This is a genomic window from Saccharothrix luteola, from assembly GCF_020859565.1.
Lineage (GTDB): Bacteria > Actinomycetota > Actinomycetes > Mycobacteriales > Pseudonocardiaceae > Actinosynnema > Actinosynnema luteola.
Genome location: NZ_JAJHUO010000002.1, coordinates 418,064 through 437,607, shown reverse-complemented (window position 1 = coordinate 437,607; position 19,544 = coordinate 418,064). Strand labels below are relative to the sequence as shown.

2 protein-coding genes are annotated in these 19,544 nt (G+C 74.1%); both read right to left on the bottom strand.

The genetic code is table 11. The features are described 5' to 3' along the window. Nucleotides 1–84: 84 nt before the first annotated feature. Complete coding sequence (locus tag LNK82_RS47565) at nucleotides 85–2,328, bottom strand: cytochrome P450 (RefSeq protein WP_308257147.1); 2,244 nt, start codon at nucleotides 2,326–2,328, stop codon at nucleotides 85–87. Continuing rightward, on the bottom strand, nucleotides 2,315–19,543 hold the full coding sequence (locus tag LNK82_RS03345; protein ID WP_230565409.1) for a type I polyketide synthase: 17,229 nt from the start codon (nucleotides 19,541–19,543) through the stop codon (nucleotides 2,315–2,317). The genes LNK82_RS47565 and LNK82_RS03345 overlap by 14 nt, the downstream gene beginning before the upstream one ends. Nucleotide 19,544 lies beyond the last annotated feature (1 nt).

Genomic DNA, 19,544 nt, shown 5'->3' with positions numbered 1-19,544 from the left:
TGATCACGTCGTGGTCGGCCACTCCCACCGCGTGCCTGGCGGCGTGCCCGGAGCCTCGCGCCGTCGGACGTGGGTGGGGTCACCTCAGTCCTGCTCCAGCACCACGGGCAGCGTCTTGTGCCCGTTGGTGAAGAACGACCCCAACGGTTCCAGCTCCGCGGGCGGCACGGCCAGCCGAAGGTTCGGGAACCGCCCGAACAGCGCCCGCAACGCCACCGTGGCCTCCATCCGCGCCAACGGCGAGCCGAGGCAGAAGTGCACGCCGTGGCCGAACGCCAGGTGGTCGCGGCGGGACGGCCGGGTGATGTCGAACGCCTCGGCGTTCTCGCCGTGCCGCGCCGGGTCACGGCCGGCCGCGCCGAACGACACCAGGATCGCGTCGCCCTTGGCGATCGCGACGCCGTCGACCTCCACGTCGTCCACCGCGTACCGCAGCGGCAGGTTCGGCACCGGCGCCTGCCAGCGCAGCGTCTCGTCCACCACGTCGTCCCAGGTGCTCGTCCCGGCGGTGACGAGACCGAGCTGGGAGGGGTGCGCGGCCAGCCCGTGCACGGCGTTGTCGAGCAGGTTGACCGTGGTCTCGAAGCCGGCGCTGATGGTCAGCAGCAACGTGTCCAGCAGCTCCTGCTCGCTGAGCCGGCTGCCGTCCTCCTCCTGCGCCGCGATCAGGTCGGTGGTCATGTCGTCGCCGGGATTCGCGCGCTTCTCCGCGACCAGGCCCTTCAGCAGCATGTAGAGCTCGGCGGACGCGCCCTGCACGCCGTCGGGGTCGGCGTCGAGGCTGAACACCGCCTCCACCAGGCGGCGCAGGTCGGCGCCCGTCTGCTCGGACAGCCCGAACAGGCCGCTGATCACCCGGATCGGCAGCTGGAACGCGAACTCCGCGCGCAGGTCGACCACCTGACCGCGTGGCACGGCGGCCAGCCGGTCGATCAGGTCGGCGGTGATCTCCTCGACGCGCGGGCGCATGGCGTCGATGCGGCGCGCGGTGAACGCCTTGGCCACCAGCTTGCGCAGCCGGGCGTGGTCCTCGCCGTAGGCGGTGAACATGTTCTTCATCGCCACCCACATGATCAGCGGCCAGTCGGGCGGGATCTCGCCGTTGCGCCACGCGGGCCAGTGCCGGTTGGCGTCCTTGGAGACGGCCGGGTCCAGCAGCACGGCTTTGACGGCGTCGTGCCCGGTCACCGCCCACGCGCCGATGCCGCCGGGAAGTTCGACGGGCGTGGTGTGGCCGCGTTCGCGCAGCCTGGCCGCCTCGCCGAAGATGTCGCTGCCGGACGGGTCGATGGTGTACCGCTCGACCGGCGGGATCTCGACCGACTGCGCGACGAACGTCGTGCCGCGCGTGGGCGGCTCGGTGACCTCCAGCAGCGCGGCGGTGAACCGGGAACCCATGCCCAGGCCGATCACCATGATCGTGTCGCCCGGCTCCAGGCCGCCGTCGTTGAGCAGGTGGTCGACGCCGAGCAGTTGGTCGCACGGCCCGACGTGGCCGAGTTCGCGCAGGAACGGCCAGGTGGTGCGGTCCAGGTCGATGCCGAGCGGTTCCAGCACCACGACCTGCAGCTGCGCCAGCCCCAGGCCCGTGATGACGAACCGGGTGATGTCGGCGATCGCGGTGTTCGCCTCCTTGGCGGCCTGCTCGACCGCGTTGACCAGCGCCTCGCTCATCAGGGTCAGGTAGGGCGCGAGGCCGGTGACCTCGATGGGCGTGCGGTTGCGGTGCCCGAGCGGGTCGGGGATGGACGGGGTGGCCAGGACCTCCATCTGGGTGGCGGAGCTGTTGGCGGTGGCGACCAGGCGCGCCCGGCCGCCGTCGCGGGTGAGCACGGCCGACGCGGCGCCGTCGGCCAGGAAGATGCCGACGGTGGGCTGCCAGCGCTCCCAGCGCGGCGGCAGGAACCGGGCGGTCGCCGTGACCAGGGTGGCGGTGGCGGACCGGTCGGCCACCAGGTGCGCGGCGGCGGCCTGGAGCGCGGCCGAGCCGCCGTTGCTGGTCGCCTCGACCTCGAACACCAGGGCGTGGCCGAGGCCGAGGACGCGCTGGAGGTGGCACGAGGACGCCATGTGGTCCTGGTGGTCCATCTGCGCGTAGGCCGCCATCGCGATGTCGGCGCCGGTCAGCCCGGACTGGCGCAGCGCGCCGATCGCGGCCCGCACCGCCATGGCGTGCTCGGTCAGGTCGTCGGACCGGGTGAACGAGGTGAAGTCGGACAGCGCGAGCAGCCGCCGCATGGTGTCGGTGTCGGGCACGGCGTCCGTCGCCTGCGTGCGCGGCGGCAGGTAGTGCCCGGTGCCGCCGATGAACACGTCATCCCAGATCATGGACGTCCCTTTCCCTGAGTTCGGACAACCCGGCGCCGTACCCGCGGAAGTCCGTGAGCCAGCTGCTGATCGCCAGCGCGGTGGAGGCGGAGTGCTGTTCCAGCACGGAGAAGTGGTGGCCGGCGCCCACCACCGCCTCCAGCCCGGACGGGGGGGGCGCGGGCGCGGTGCCGCCGGGGGTGGGGGGGTTGTGTTTTCCCCCCGGTTTTGGGTGGGCGCGGCCCCCCACGACCGACTCCTGCCCGGACGGTGGGCGCTCGTGCGCGGTGCCGACGTGCAGCACCGGCGCGCCGGTCGGTCCCGGCTCCCACTGCCCGGCCAGGTCGAGGTAGCGGCCCATCGCGACGAGCCGGTCGTCGTCGACGGGGTGGACCTGGTGCTCGGGGTCGAGCACGCCGTCGAGCGGCGGCTCTCCGGTCGGGGTGATCAGCACCAGAGCGGCCGGTGTCACGCCCCTGGCTTCGAGGCGACCGGCGACGGCACGGGCGAGCCACGCCCCCACGGACCGCCCGACGAGCGCGAACTCGCCCACGGCGGCTTCGGCGACCGCGTCGGTCAGCGCGTCCACCAGGGCTTCGGCGGTGGCGGGCAGTGCGCCGCCGGTGAACCCGGGCAGCGGCACGGCGGTCACGTCCCGCATCGCCTCCAACGCGGCGGCGAACCGCGCGTACTCCTCCACGCCGGTGAACGCCAGCGCGGACGGCAGGCAGATCAACGCCGGCGGCACGAACCCGGTGGTGAGCTTGACCGGCGTCACGTCGAGCCGGTCGGCGAGCGGGCCGAGCCGAGCCGCGGTGGCCAGCAGCTCCACCCCGTCGCGCGTGCGGTCGACGTCGATCGCCTTGCGCAGCAGGGTTTCCAGCGGGCCGGCGTCCCGGTTGGCGGTGCCGCGCAGCTGACCGTAGAGGTGGTTGGCCAGTTGGGCGGGGGTCGGGAAGTCGAACACGGCGGTCGCGGACAGCTGCAGGCCGGTGGCCGCGTTGAGCCGGTTGCGCAGCTCGATCGCGGTCAGCGAGTCGACGCCGTGGTCGCGGAACGCCTGCTGCGGGTCGGCGGTGAGCCGCGTGGTGTGCCCGAGGACGGCGGCGCCGTGCGTGTTGATCACGTCCAGCAGCAGGGCGCGCTGCTCGGGTTCGGCCAGCGCGGCGAGCCGGCCGATCAGGTCGGACGGCGCGACCGCGGGTGCCTTCGCCCGCCGGGACGGCGCCTGGTCGCGCAGCAGCGGCGTCTTCGCCGTGGCCGGGTCGAGGTGGGCGGGCACCAGCACGGGCACCCCGGCACCGAGGCCGACGTCGAGCAGCGCCAGCGCCCGGTCCGTCGGCAGCGCGAGCAGGCCCGCGCGGGCCAGGCGGAGTCGGTCGGCCTCGCCCAGGTGGCCGGTGATGCCGCTCTCCTGCTCCCAATGACCCCAGGCCAGCGACACGGCGGGCAGGCCGAGCGCGTGCCGGTGGCGGGCCAGCGCGTCGAGGAAGGAGTTGGCCGCCGCGTAGTTGGCCTGGCCGGGACTGCCCAGCACGCCCGCCACGGAGGAGAACAGCACGAACGCGTCCAGGTCGTGGGTCAGCTCGTGCAGGTGCCAGGCCGCGTCCACCTTGGGCCGCAGCACGGCGTCCAGCTGCTCGGGGGTGAGGGAGGTGACCACGGCGTCGTCCACGACCCCGGCGGTGTGCACGACCACGCGCAGGTCGTCGATGGTGGCGAGCAGTTCGGCCAGGGCGTCCCGGTCGGCGACGTCGCACGCGGCCACCGTGACGGTCGCGCCGAGGCCGGCCAGCCCGTCCCGGAGCTCCGCCGCGCCGGGGGTGGCGGCACCGCGGCGTCCGGCCAGGACCACGTGCCGCACGCCGTGGTCGGTGACGAGGTGGCGTGCGGTCAGGCCGCCGAGGACCCCGAACCCGCCGGTGATCAACGCGGTGCCGCGCAGCGGGCGTGGCGGGCCGCCCTGGGCGGACTTGGTGAGCCTGGGCGCCGACAGCGCGCCGTCGCGCAGCCGCACCTGTGGTTCCGCTCGGTCGAACGCGGTGCGCACGGCGGCCGGGAGCGCCTGGCGGGACGCTTCCGTGTCGTCGTGCTCGACCAGCAGGAACCGGCCCGGGTGCTCGGTCTGCGCGCTGCGCACCAGCCCCTGAGCCGCCGCGAGGGGCAGGTCGTCGCCGCTGGTGACGATCACCAGGCGGGTGTCGTCGGCCAGGGCGCGCTGCACGTCGTGGAGCACCTGGCGGGTGAGGGCGTGGGTCTGCTCGACCGGGTCTCCCCCGGCGCGCGCGAGTTCGCGGTACTCGGCCGGGACGTCCGGCGCGTCGGTGACCGGCAACGGCGCCCAGTCGAGCGTGAACAGGGAGTCGGGGTGGCGGGCGACGGCGAGACCGCCCAGCTCGACGGGGCGCAGCACGAGCGAGTCGACGGTGGCCACCGGCGTTCCCGCCGTGTCGGTGACGTGCACCGCGTAGGTGTCCGGCGCGGTCGGCGACAGCACGACCCGCAGGGTGGCGGCCGTGCCGGTGATCGAGACGCCCGCGAACGAGAACGGCAGCCTGGCCAGGCCCTGGCCGGGGCCGTCGACCTCGGCGGTGATGCCGGTGAGCAGGGTGAGCGGCTGGATCGCCGCGTCCAGCAGGGCCGGGTGGATGCCGTAGCCGGTGAGCTGCGCGTGGTCGGCGGGGAACGCGACCTCGGCGTGCAGGTCGTCGCCGTGCCGCCAGATGGCGCGCAGTCCTTGGAACGTCGGCCCGTAGTCGTAGCCCGCGGCGGCGAGCGTGTCGTAGAGGGTGGTGATGTCGACCGGGGTGGCGTCGGCCGGTGGCCACGTGGCGGGCCCGTGCGGCGGGGTGGCCGGTTCGGGGCGCAGGACGCCGGTGGCGTGGCGGGTCCAGTCGTCCGGCTCGGCGGCGGTGCGCGAGTGCAGCGTGACCGGACGCCGCCCGGTCTCGTCCGGCGCGCCGACGGTGACCTGGACGTGCACGGTGTCGTGCAGCGGGAGTGGCGCTTCGAGCACGAGTTCGGCCAGCACGGGGCAGCCGACGTGACCGCCGGCCTGCAACGCCAGCTCCACGAAGCCGGTGGCGGGCAGCAGGGCCGTGTCGAGGACGGTGTGCTCGGCCAACCAGGCGTGCGCGGATCGGGCCAGTACGCCTGTCAGCACCACGCCCTGGCCGTCGGGCAGGGTCACGGAGGCCCGCAGCAACGGGTGGTCCAGCGCGTCGAGGCCCGCGCCGGCCACGTCCGCCGGCACGCTGGGCACCAACCAGAACCGTTCGCGTTGGAACGGGTAGGCGGGCAGGTCGAGGTGGGCGGGCGGCACCGGCGGACGCCAGTCCGCACCCTGCTCCCAGAGCCGGCCGAGGGCGGCGAGGAGTCGTTCGGGCGAGTCGTCGTCGCGCCGCATCACGCCGGTCGGCACGAGCGTGGGATGGGGCCCGATCTCCAGGAACGCCGTCACACCACTGGCACGCAACCACTCCACGCCATCGGCGAACCGCACCGCATCCCGCGCTTGCCGCACCCAATACCCGGCGTCGAACACCGTGCCTGCGGAAGGGTCCCCGCCCAGGGGATCCCTGTTTGCAACGCTACCCGAACGGTCCGACAAAATCGTCGACACGATCGGGAGCTGTGGATAACCGAACGTCAACCCCTCCAAGACCCCAGCGAACTCGGCCAACATCGGCTCCATATGCGCCGAGTGGAACGCATGGCTCACCGCCAACCGTCGCGTCTCGCGACCCCGTTCCCGCCACAGCTCGGCGAGCCTCAGCACCGCCTCCTCACCACCGGAGATCACCACCGAGTCGGGCCCGTTGACGGCCGCGATTTCGACACCCTGAGTCAGCTCGATTTCCGCCTCAGAAGCCCTGATCGACACCATCGCGCCACCCGGCGGCAACTCCTGCATCAACCGACCACGCGCCGACACCAACGTGCACGCGTCATCCAGGCTCAACACACCGGCGACGTGCGCGGCGGCGATCTCACCCACCGAATGCCCGATCAGGTAATCAGGGCGCACACCCAACGACTCCACCAACCGGAACAACGCCACCTCAACGGCGAACAACGCCGACTGCGTGTATCCCGTCTGATCCAGATCCACGTCCCACAACGACAACCCCAACCGCCCACACACCTCATCCAACGCCTCCGCGAACACCGGATACGCCTCGTACAACCCGCGACCCATCCCCCGCCACTGCGAACCCTGACCCGAGAACACGAACGCCGTCTTGCCGACCCCGGCCGCGACGATCGGGGCGTCGGCCAACGCGTCGAGGTCGGCCAGGAGCGTGGTCGGATCGGTGAGGGCGGCGCGGTAGGCGAACCGCGTCCGCCCCGCCAGGACCGGACCCACCGCCGGGTCGCCGGCGAAGTCGCGCAGCCGTCGTGCCTGGGCGCGCAGGGCCTCCGGGGTCTTGGCCGACAACAGCCACGGCACCGGGTCCGCCACCTCGACCGGTTCGCCCGGAGGCGCCTGTTCGAGGATCAGGTGGGCGTTGGTGCCGCTGATCCCGAACGCGGAGACTCCGGCCCGGCGCGGCCGGTCGGCCCCGGGCCACGGCTGCGCCTCGGTGAGGAGCCGGATCTCGCCCTGCTCCCACTCGACGTGCGGTGTCGGCTCGTCCACGTGCAGCGTCCGCGGCAACCGCTCGTGCCGCAACGCCATCACCATCTTGATCACGCCCGCGATACCGGCCGCCGCCTGCGTGTGGCCGATGTTCGACTTCACCGATCCCAACCACAACGGCTCCGAACGCTCTTGACCATAAGTCGCCAACAACGCCTGCGCCTCAATCGGATCGCCCAACGTGGTGCCAGTACCGTGCGCCTCCACAGCGTCCACATCAGACGGTGATAGACCCGCGTTCGCCAGAGCCTGCCGAATCACCCGCTCCTGAGACGGACCATTCGGCGCAGTCAACCCGTTCGACGCACCATCCTGGTTCACCGCCGAACCCGCCACCACCGCCAAGACCTGGTGACCACGCCGACGCGCGTCCGACAACCGCTCCAGCAGCACCAACCCCGCGCCTTCACCCCAACTCGTGCCGTCAGCGGCAGCGGCGAAGGACTTCGAGCGACCGTCGGCGGACAGGCCGTGCTGCCGCGAGAACTCCACGAAACTCGCCGGCGTGGCCATGACCGTCACACCGCCCGCCAGCGCCAAGTCGCACTCACCCGACCGCAGCGCCTGCGCCGCGAGGTGGATCGCCACCAACGACGACGAGCACGCGGTGTCGATCGACAGCGCCGGACCTTCCAGACCCAGCAGGTACGACACCCGCCCGGACGTCACGCTCGTCGCCGTGCCGGTGGCCAGGTAACCCTCGACGTCCCGCGAGACCTGGTCCACACCGCCCGCGTACCCGGACGCCCAACTGCCCGTGAACACGCCGGTCCGACTGCCCTGCAACGAGGTCGGGTCGATCCCCGCGTGCTCGAACGCCTCCCACGCCGTCTCCAACACCAGGCGCTGCTGCGGGTCCATCGCCAACGCCTCACGCGGCGAGATCCCGAAGAACGCCGCGTCGAACCCGCCCACGTCCGCGAGGAACCCGCCGGACCTGGTGTAGGTGGTGCCGGGTCCGCCGTCCGGGTCGTACAGCGCGGCCACGTCCCAACCCCGGTCGGCGGGGAAGTCGCCGATCGCGTCCACGCCCTCGGACACGAGCCGCCACAGGTCCGACGCCGAACCCACACCACCGGGGAACCGACACCCCATGCCCACCAACGCGATCGGGTCGTCGGCGCCGGCCGCGGCGACCGGCGCGACGGTCCGCCGCGCCGCGCCGAGCAGCACTTCCCGCAGGTAGTCGACCAGTTTCACCGGCGTGGGGTGGTCGAACGTCATGGTCGCCGACAACCGGGCCCCGACCGCCGCGGCGAGCCGGTTGCGCAGCTCCACGGCGGTCAGCGAGTCGAACCCGAGGTCCTTGAACGCCCGATCGGCGTCGACACCGTCCGCGCGCCCGAGCACCGCCGCGCTGTGCGTGGTGATCAGGTCCAGCAGGGCCGCGCGCTGCTCGGCTTCGGGCAACGCGCCGAGTTCCCGCGCCACCCCCGACGTCCGGGCGGGCCGACGACGGGTCAGCGCACGCAGCACCGGCCGGTCGCCCAACGCGGACACCCGGAGCCCGGCGGCCACCACCGTCGGCTCGGGCGCGGTGAGGGCGGCGTCGAACAGGGCCAAGCCGTGCTCGGTGGACAGCGGCACGACCCCGGACCGCGCCAAGCGCCGCCGGTCGGTGTCGGCCAGCTGCCCGGTCAGGCCGCTGTCGTGCTCCCACTGCCCCCACGCCACGGACACCGCGACCAGGCCCTGCCGGCTGCGGTGTTCGGCCAACGCGTCCAGGTAGGCGTTGGCGGCGGCGTAGTTGCCCTGCCCCGCGCTGCCGAGCACCCCGGCGGCCGAGGAGAACAGCACGAAGGCGCTCAGGTCGAGGTGTCGGGTCAGCTCGTGCAGGTGCCGGGCGGCATCGGCCTTCCCGGCACGCACGACGGCGAGCCGTTCGGGGGTCAGCGACTCGATCACGCCGTCGTCCAGCACCCCGGCCGCGTGCACCACCGCGGTCAGGTCCGGTATCCCGTCCAGCAGCGCGGCCAACGCCTCCCGGTCGCTCACGTCGCACGCGGCCACGGTGACGTCCGCGCCGTCGAGGTCGGCGGGCGCGGCACCGGACCGGCTCACCAGCACGAGCTTCCGCGCGCCGTGCGCGGTGACGAGGTGGCGGGCCACGAGCAGGCCCAGCGTGCCGGTGCCGCCGGTGACGAGCACCGTGCCGTCCGGGTCGAGCGGGGCCGGGACGGTCAGCACGATCTTGCCGACGTGCCCGGCCTGGCTCATGTGCCGGAACGCCTCCCGCGCCCGCCGGACGTCCCACGCGGTGATCGGCGACACCCGCACCTCGCCCGCCACGAGCAGCCGCACGACCTCCGCCAGCACCTCGCCGAGCCGCTCGGGGCCCGCTTCGGCCAGGTCGAACGCCCGGTAGCCGGGCACGTCGCGGACGTCGGCCTTGCCCATGTCGACGAACCGGCCGCCGTCGGCCAGCAGGCGCAGGGACGCGTCGGTGAATTCACCGGCCAACGAGTTCAGCACCACGTCCACCCGCGGGAAGCGCTGCTCGAACTCCAGCGTCCGCGACGACGCGATGTGGTCGTCGGCCAAACCCAACCCGCGCAGCACGTCCCATTTCCCCGGACTCGCCGTGGCGAACACCTCCGCGCCGAGCCGTCGGGCGAGCTGGATCGCGGCCATGCCGACACCGCCCGCGCCCGCGTGGATCAGCACGCGGTCGCCCGCGCCCACCCGGCCGAGGTCGACCAGGCCGTACCACGCGGTCAGGAACGCCACCGGCACGGCCGCGGCCCGGCTGAACGTCCAGTCGGCGGGCATCGGCGCGAGCACCCGGTGGTCGGCGACCGCGCTCGGTCCGAACGCGCCGGACAGCAGCCCGAGCACCCGGTCGCCGACCCGTAACCCCGTGACGGCCGAGCCGACCTCGGTGACCACGCCCGCCCCCTCGCTGCCGAGTGGAGCGGGGGTCGAGCCACCGGCGGAGCCGGCGATCGGACCGTAGACGCCCAGCGCGATCAGGACGTCGCGGAAGTTCAGCCCGGCCGCCCGCACCCGGACCCGGACCTCGTGCGGTCGCAACGGGGTCTCCGGGGCCTCGGCGAACACCAGGTCGTCCAGGTTTCCGGTGCCCGGCTCCACCAGCGAGCCCGTGACGGCCGCGTGCGCGGTGGTCCGGACGAGCCGGGGCACGTGGACGACGCCACGGCGGACGGCGAGCTGGTCCTCGTCGTCGAGGACGACCGGCGGCGAGTCGTCGGTGTCCACGAGGACGAAGCGGTCGGGGTGCTCGGCCTGGGCGGCGCGGACCAGGCCCCAGACGGCCGCGCCGTCGAGGTCGTCCACGTGGTCGCCGGGCGTGGCCGCCACCGCGTTGCGGGTGTGCACGACCAAACGCCCGTCGCCGTCCGCGGCGAGGAAGGCCTGGAGCAGTTCCAGCGCTTCCTCGACCGAGCGCGGCGCCACGACCCGGTCCGGTGCGGTCGTGTCGCCGTCGCGGCGGAGCCAGCCGAGCTCGAACAGGGCGTCGTCGGCCTGACGCGCCATCGGGCGGGTGGTGACCGAGCCGATCGTGACGATCGGCGCGCCGGACTCGTCGGCGAGCGCGACGGTGTAACCCTCGGTGGCCGTGCCCGACAACCTGACCCGGGCGGTCGTCACTCCGGTGCGGTGGACCGTGATCCCGGTGAGGGAGAACGGCAACCGCACTTCGCCGGTCGCATCGGCGAGCAGCGCCAGCGGTTGCAGGGCCGCGTCGAGCAGGGCGGGGTGCGTGCCGTAGCGGGCGGCGTCGTCCACGGAGACCTCGGCGAACACCTCGCCGCCCGCCCGCCACACCGCGCGCACGCCCTGGAAGGCCGGACCGTGCTCGTACCCCGCGCCCGCCAACGTGTCGTAGAGGTCCCGCACGTCGACGGGCCGCGCGCCGGCCGGTGGCCAGCTCGACGGGAACGCCGGTGCGGCGACCGGTTCGGGGGCGAGCGCGCCGGTGGCGTGCCGGACCCAGTCGTCCTGTCCCTGGGAACGCACCTCCACGGGGTGGCGGCCCGTTTCGTCCGCCACGCCGACGACGACCTGCACCCGCACGGCCCCGTCGAGCACCAGGGGCGATTCGAGGACGAGCTCTTCGACCGCCGCGCAGCCGACCACCCCGGCCGCGTGCGCGACGAGCTCCACGAACGCCGTCGCGGGCAGCAGCACGACGCCCAGCACCGCGTGGTCGGCCAACCAGGGGTGCGTGGCCGTGGACACCGTGCCGGTCAGCACCACGGCCCGGTCACCGGGCAGCTCGACGGACGCGCCGAGCAGCGGGTGGTCGACCGGGTCGAGGCCCGCGCCGGACACGTCGCCCGCGCCGCGCGGGGCCAGCCAGAAGCGCTCCCGCTGGAACGGGTACGTCGGCAGGCCGACCGCGGGCGCCGGCACACCCCAGTCGACGTCCACACCCAGCACGAACAGCCGTGCGGCGGCGGCCAGGAAGGCGGCACGCCCGCCCTGGTCACGGCGCAGCGTGCCGCTCGTCGTGGCGTCCTGCTCCTCCAGCGCGGGCACCAGCACCGGGTGCGGGCTGATCTCCACGAACACCGGCGAGCCCTCGGCCAGCAGCGCGCGGGCGGCCTGCTCGAACAGCACCGGCGCGCGCAGGTTCCGGTACCAGTAGGCGGCGTCGAGCCCGGCGGTGTCGATCACCTCGCCGGTCACCGTGGAGTGCAACGGGACCCGGGCGGACGACGGCGTGATGTCCGCGAGGTCGGCCAGCAGCCGGTCCCGGATGGCCTCGACCTGCGCGGAGTGGGCGGCGTAGTCCACCGGCAGGCGGCGGGCGCGGACGTCGTCGGCCGCGGCCAGCAGCTCGTCCAGCGCGTCGGTGTCACCGGACACGACCACCGAGCCGGGCGCGTTGACCACCGCGACGGTCAGCCGCTCGCCCCACCGGGCCAGGTAGGTCGCGGCGCGGTCGGCGGACAGGCCGAGCGACACCATCCCGCCCCGGCCCGAGAGCGCGACCAGGGCCTTGCTCCGCAGCGCGACCACCCGGGCGGCGTCCTCCAGCGACAACGCGCCCGCGACGTGCGCGGCGGCGATCTCGCCCTGCGAATGGCCGACCACCACGTCCGGCTCGACCCCGACCGACTGCCACAGCCGCGCCAACGCCACCATCACCGCGAACAACGCGGGCTGCACCACGTCGACCCGGTCCAAGGCACCGCCGTTCAGGACCTCGACCAACGACCAGTCGACGTGCGGGGCCAACGCCCGCTCGCACGCGTCGACCGCGTCGCGGAACACCGGTTCCGCCGCGTACAGCTCGCGGCCCATCCCGACCCACTGCGCGCCCTGACCGGGGAACACGAACACCGTGCGGTCCGCCGCACCCGCCACGCCGGACACCACGTCCGAGCCGAGGATCGCCGCCCGGTGGGGGAACTTCGCCCGACCGGCCAGCGCACGGCCGATGCCCACGTCCGGGTGGTGTTCGGCGAACTCCCGCACCCGCCGGACCTGCTCCCGCAGCGCGGGTTCGCTCTTCGCCGACACCAACCAGGGCAGCTCGACGTCCGCGGTCGCCCCGGTCGCCTCCGGCGCCTGCTCCAGCACGACGTGCGCGTTGGTCCCGCTGATCCCGAACGACGACACCGCGGCACGCCGGGGACGTCCGGTCCCCGGCCACGCGACCGGTTCGGTGAGCAGCCGGATGTCCCCGGCCGTCCAGTCCACGTGGGGCGTCGGCTCGTCCACGTGCAGCGTCCGCGGAAGCTGCCCGTGCCGCAACGCCATCACCATCTTGATCACACCAGCGACACCCGCCGCGGCCTGCGTGTGGCCGATGTTCGACTTCACCGACCCCAGCCACAACGGCTCCGAACGATCCACGCCGTACGTCGCCAACAACGCCTGCGCCTCGATCGGATCACCCAGCGACGTGCCCGTGCCGTGCGCCTCCACCGCGTCCACGTCGGACGGCTCCAGGCCCGCGTTCGCCAGGGCCTGCCGGATCACGCGTTCCTGGGACGGCCCGTTCGGCGCGGTCAGACCGTTCGACGCGCCGTCCTGGTTCACCGCCGTGCCGGCCAGCACCGCCAGCACCTGGTGGCCGTTGCGGCGGGCGTCCGACAGGCGTTCCAGCAGCACGAGGCCCGCGCCCTCGCCCCAGCTGGTGCCGTCGGCGGCGGCGGAGAACGGCTTGCACCGACCGTCGGCGGCCAGCCCGCGCTGCCGCGAGAACTCGGTGAAGCCGACCGGCGTCGCGATCACGGTCACGCCACCGGCCAACGCCAGGTCGACCTCACCCGTGCGCAGCGCCTGCGCGGCCAGGTGCATCGCCACCAACGACGACGAGCACGCCGTGTCGAGGGAGACCGCGACGCCTTCCAGCCCGAGCAGGTAGGCGATCCGACCGGACACCACGCTGGTCGCCGCGCCGGTGCCGAAGTACCCCTCGACGTCGGTGGGCGCGCCGTACCCGGAGGCCCAGATGCCGGTGAACACCCCGGTCCGGCTGCCGCGCAACGAGGTCGGGTCGATGCCCGCGTGCTCGAACGCCTCCCAGGCGGTCTCCAGCAGCACGCGCTGCTGCGGATCCATCGCCAACGCCTCACGCGGCGAGATCCCGAAGAAGTCCGCGTCGAACCCCGCCACATCGGTGAGGAAGCCACCGGAACGGGTGTAGCTGGTGCCCGCGTGATCGGGATCCGGGTGGTAGAGCCGATCCAGGTCCCAACCCCGATCGGCCGGGAAGTCCGTGATGGCATCCACCCCGTCGGACACCAACCGCCACAAGTCATCCGGCGACCCGACACCACCGGGCAACCGACACCCCATGCCCACGATCACGATCGGGTCGTCCTCCACCGCCCGCACCACCGGCGCGGCGATCTCCCGACGCGTGCCTGCGATCTCGTCGCGCAGGTAGTCGGCCAGGCGGGCCGGGGTGGGGTGGTCGAACGTCACCGTGGCGGGCAGCCGCAGGCCGGTGGCCGTGCCGAGGCGGTTGCGCAGCTCCACGGCGGTCAGCGAGTCGAACCCGAGGTCTTTGAACGGCTGCCGCGTGTCGACGGCGTCCGGCGAGGCGTGCCCGAGCACGGTGGCGGTGTTGGCCATGACGACGTCGAGCACCACGGCGGTCTGCTCGGCCTCCGACAGCGACCGCAGCCGGTCGGCCAGCGCACCGCGGTGGACCGGTCGCTTGACGGGCTTGCGGCCCACCAGCCCGCGCAGGGCCGACGGCAGCACGGGCGTGCGGGCCAGGGCGGGCAGGTTCAGCGCCACGGGCGCGACCGCGGCCCGGTCCGCGGCCAGCGCCGCGTCGAACAGGTCCAGCGCGTGCTCGGTGGTCAGCGGCACGACGCCGGCGCGGGTCAGGCGTTGCCGGTCGGCGTCGGAGAGGTGCCCGGTCATGCCGGACGCCTCGGCCCAGTACCCCCAGGCCAGCGAGACGGCGGGCAGGCCGAGGGCGCGCCGGTGCACGGCGAGGGCGTCGAGGAACGTGTTCGCGGCGGCGTAGTTGGCCTGGCCGGGGCTGCCCAGCACACCGGAAGCGGACGAGAACAGCACGAACGCGGCCAGGTCGAGGTGCCGGGTCAGCTCGTGCAGGTGCCAGGCCGCGCGCGCCTTCGGTGCGAACACGTCGGCCACCTGCCGCGGCGTGAGCGCGGTGACCACGGCGTCGTCCAGCACGCCGGCCGCGTGCACCACGGCGGTCAGGTCGGGGATCGAGGCCACCAGCTCGGCGACCTGCTCGCGGTCCGACACGTCACACGCGACCACCCGCACGTCCGCGTCCAGCTCCGGCGCCTCGCCGCCGCCGCGACCGACCAGCACCAGTCGCCGCACGCCGTGCTTCGCGACCAGGTGCGCGGCCACCGCACGGCCGAGCGTGCCCAGGCCGCCGGTGACCAGCACCGTGCCGTCGAGGGCGGCGGGCAGGGCGAGCACGATCTTGCCGATGTGCCGGGCCTGGCTCATGTGCCGGAACACGTCCACCGCGTCACGCACGCCCCGGACGTCCATCGGCAACGGCCTCAGCACGCCGTCGGCGAAGGCCCGCAGCACCTCGGTGAGGATCTCCCCGAGCCGCCGCAGCCCGGCATCGGCGATCTCGAACGCCGTGTAGTCCACGCCGGTGTCGGCGCGGACGTCGGTCTTGCCCATCTCCACGAACCGGCCACCGGGCGCGAGCAGGCGCAGCGACGCGTCGGTGAACTCGTCGGCCAGCGAGTTCAGCACCACGTCAACCCGCGGGAAGCGCTGCTCGAACTCCAGGGTCCGCGACGACGCGATGTGGTCGTCGGCCAAGCCCAAGCCGCGCAGCACGTCCCACTTGCCCGGGCTCGCCGTGGCGAACACCTCCGCGCCCAGGTGCCGCGCCAGCTGGATCGCCGCCATGCCGACACCGCCGGTGCCGGCGTGGATCAGCACGCGGTCGCCCGCGCGGAGCCGACCCAGGTCCACCAGGCCGTACCACGCGGTCAGGAACACCACCGGCGTCGAGGCCGCCCGCGCGAACGTCCAGTCGTCCGGCATCGGCGCGAGCACCCGGTGATCGGCCACGGCGATCGGCGCGAACGCGCCCGGCACCAGGCCGAACACGCGGTCGCCCGGCCGGAACCGGTCGACGTCCGGCCCGACGTCGAGCACCACGCCCGCGCCCTCACCGCCCATCAACGCCTCGCCGGGGTAGACGTCCAGCGCGATGAGCACGTCGCGGAAGTTCAGCCCGGCGGCCCGCAGGGCGATCCGGACCTGTCCCGACGCCAACGGACCGGTCAGCTCCGGCCGGGGCACGAGCGCCAGGTCGTCGATGCTGCCGGTGCCGACGTCCTCCAGCCGCCACGGGCCGTCGGGCGGGGTGAGCGCGCGGTCCACCCGCACGAGCCGGGGCGCGAGCAGCACTCCCTTGCGCACCACCAGCTCCGACTCGTCGGCCAGCGTGCCGTCCCACGAGTCGTCCGCGTCGACCAGCACGAACCGGCCGGGGTGCTCGGCCTGCGCCGCCCGCACCAGGCCCCACACCGCCGCGTGGGTCAGGTCGACCACGTCACCGGGCACGGCGGCGACCGCTCGGCGCGTGACGATCACCAACCGGTCCTGGTCGTCCTGGATCGCGGCCAAGGCCTCCTGCGCCGCCGCCAAGGCCGCGTCAGGGGCGTCGCCGGGGTGGTCCGACACGTGGTGGCGGGTACCGGCGGTGTCGTTCCCGGTCACCGGCGACCACTCGAGCGCGAACAGGTCGTCCGGGGTGTCGGCGAAGGCCCGGACCGCCAGGGATGCCACGGACGCGACCACGGCGCCGTCCTGGTCGGCGAGCGTGACCGAGTACGTGTCGGGGCCGCCGGACAGCCGGACGCGCAGCACGGTCGCGTCGGTGGGGCGCAGCACCGCGCCGGAGAACGCGAACGGCAGCTTGGCCGGGCCGTCCGGGTGCAGCAGCGCCACCGGGTGCAGGGCGGCGTCGAGCAACGCCGGGTGCAGGGCGAAGCGCTCCTCGGCGGGCGCCTCGACCTCGGCGTGCACCTCGTCGCCGACCCGCCACGCCGCCGTGACGCCTTGGAACGCCGGGCCGTAGTCGTAGCCGAGGGCGGCGAACGCGTCGTAGAGGTGGGTGACGTCGAGCGGTTCGCCGTTCGGTGGCCACGGGGTCGCCCAGGTGGGTTCCGGGGCGTCGCCGAGCGTGCCGGTGGCGTGCCGGACCCACTCGTCGGCGTGGGAGTGCACGGTGACGGTGCGCAGGCCCGTGTCGTCCGGCGGTCCGACGACCACTTGGAGCCGCACCACGTCCTGGTCGAGGACGAGCGGCGTTTCCAGGACCAGCTCGCGCACGGCGGGCGCGCCGACCTTGGTCGCGGCGTGCGCGGCGAGTTCCAGGAACGCCGTGCCGGGCAGCAGCACGGACCCGCGCACGGCGTGGTCGGCCAGCCACGGGTGCGTGGACAGCGACACCTTGCCCGTGAGCGCCGCGCCGCCGTCCGGCAGGTCCACCAGCGTGGTGAGCAGCGGGTGGTCGCCGGTCTCGGCGGTGGTCGGCCGCAGCCAGAACCGCTGCCGTTGGAACGGGTAGGCGGGCAGCGGCGCGGGGGTGATGCCGGTCGGGAACCGCCAGTCGACCTCGACGCCCCGGACGTGCAGGCGGGCCAACGCCGTGCGGAACTCGTGCGGCTGGTCGCGGCGCAGGGTCCCGGTGACCAGGACGTCACGCCGAGCGGCCGTCTCCTCGACCGCCGACGTCACCACCGGGTGCGGGCTGACCTCGACGAACACGCCGTGGCCGTGGTCGAGCAGGGTGCGCGTGGCGTGCTCGAACCGGACCGGCTCGCGCAGGTTGCGGTACCAGTAGTCGGCGTCGAGGTCGGTGGCGGGCGCGGCGGTGACCGTCGAGTAGAGCGGGATCGCGCCGGGTCGCGGGGTGATGCCGGCCAGGTCGTGCCGGAGCCGGTCGCGGAGGGCCTCGACCTCGACCGAGTGGGCGGCGTAGTCGACCGGGAGCGCGCGGGCGCGGAGGTCGTCGGCGGCGCAGGCGGCGAGCAGTTCGGCCAGGTCCCGGGTGTTGCCGGAGACGACGACCGTGCCGGGCGCGTTGACCACGGCGACGGTGAGCCTGCCCGACCACCGTTCGAGGTAGGCGGCGGCGCGTTCCGGCGACAGCGCCACGGACACCATGCCGCCCTGGCCGGCCAGCGACACCAGGGCCTTCGACCGCAGGGCGACGATCTTCGCGGCGTCGTCCAGCGACAGGATGCCCGCGACGTGCGCGGCGGCGATCTCGCCCTGGGAGTGGCCGACGACCGCGTCCGGGACCACGCCGTGGGCGCGCCAGAGCCCGGCCAGCGCCACCATCATGGCGAACAGGGCGGGCTGGACCACGTCCACGCGGTCGAGCGCGCCGTCGCGCAGGACGTCGACCAGCGACCAGTCCACGTGCGGGGCCAGGGCTTCGGCGCAGGCGTCGAGGTGGGTGCGGAACACGTCCGACGTCTCGTACAGCTCGCGGCCCATGCCCGGCCACTGCGCGCCCTGGCCGGGGAACACGAACACGGTCTTGCCCGGGACGCCCACCTCGCCGGTGATCAGGCCGGGTGCGCCGCCACCGGCGGCCAGGCCGTCCAGACCTTCGCGGTCCAGGGCGACGGCGCGGTGCTCGAAGTGCGTGCGGTTCGCGAGGGCCTGGGCCACGTTCGCGGCGGGGGCGTCGACGGTCTTGAGGCGTTCGGCTTGAGCGGTCAGGGCTTGTGGGGTGCGTGCGGACACCAGCCACGGGAGGTCGACGTCCACTGTGGACTGTGGTTCGGCCGGCACGTGTTCGAGGATGACGTGGGCGTTGGTGCCGCTGATGCCGAACGAGGAGACGGCGGCGCGGCGCGGGCGGTCGGCCCGCGGCCACGGTGCCGGCTCGGTGAGGAGGGAGACGTTGCCGGCCGTCCAGTCCACGTGGTCGGTGGGCCGGTCGACGTGGAGCGTGCGCGGGAGGGAGCCGTGCCGCATCGCCATGACCATCTTGATCACGCCCGCGATGCCGGCGGCGGCCTGGGTGTGGCCGATGTTCGACTTGATCGAGCCGAGGCGCAGCGGCTCGGCCCGGTCCTGGCCGTAGGTGGCCAGGAGGGCTTGCGCCTCGATCGGGTCGCCGAGCGTGGTGCCGGTGCCGTGCGCCTCGACGGCGTCCACGTCCGACGGCTCCAGCAGGGCGTTCGCCAGGGCTTGGCGGATGACGCGCTCCTGGGACGGGCCGTTGGGCGCGGCCAGGCCGTTGGACGCGCCGTCCTGGTTCACCGCGCTGCCTCGCACCACGGCGAGGACGCGGTGTCCGTTGCGGCGCGCGTCGGACAGGCGTTCCAGCAGCACCAGGCCCGCGCCCTCGGACCAGCTGGTGCCGTCGGCGGCGTCGGCGAACGACTTGATCCGCCCGTCCGGCGCGAGGCCGCGCTGCCGGGCGAACTCCACGAACCCGGCCGGTGTCGCCATGACCGTGACGCCGCCGGCCAGCGCCATCGCGCACTCCCCGGCGCGCAGCGCCTGCGCGGCCAGGTGGATCGCGACCAGCGACGACGAGCAGGCCGTGTCCACCGACACCGCCGCGCCCTCCAGGCCCAGCAGGTAGGACACGCGGCCGGAGGTGGTGCTGGTGGCGATGCCGGTGGCGAGGAAGCCCTCCAGGTCGGGCGGCGGCTGGGCGGCGTACCCCGAGGACCACACGCCGGTGAACACGGCGGTCCGGCTGCCGCGCAGCGAGGTCGGGTCGATGCCCGCGTGGTCGAACGTCTCCCAGGCCGTTTCCAGCAGCACGCGTTGCTGCGGGTCCATCGCCAGCGCCTCGCGCGGCGAGATGCCGAAGAAACCGGCGTCGAACCCGGCGCCGTCGGCGAGGAAGCCACCCGACCGCGCGTAGGTCGCGCCGGGTGCGTCCGGGTCCGGGTCGTAGGGGACGTCCCAGCCCCGGTCGGTCGGGAAGTCGCCGATCGCGTCCACCCCGTCGGCGACCAGCCGCCACAGGTCGTCCGGCGACTCGACGCCGCCCGGGTAGCGGCAGCCGATACCGATGATCGCGATCGGCTCGCGGGCGGCCTCCTCCACCTCGGCCAGGCGCTTGCCCATCACCCGCAGGTCGGCCGTGGCGCGCTTGAGGTAACTGCGGAGCTTGTCTTCGTCGGCCATG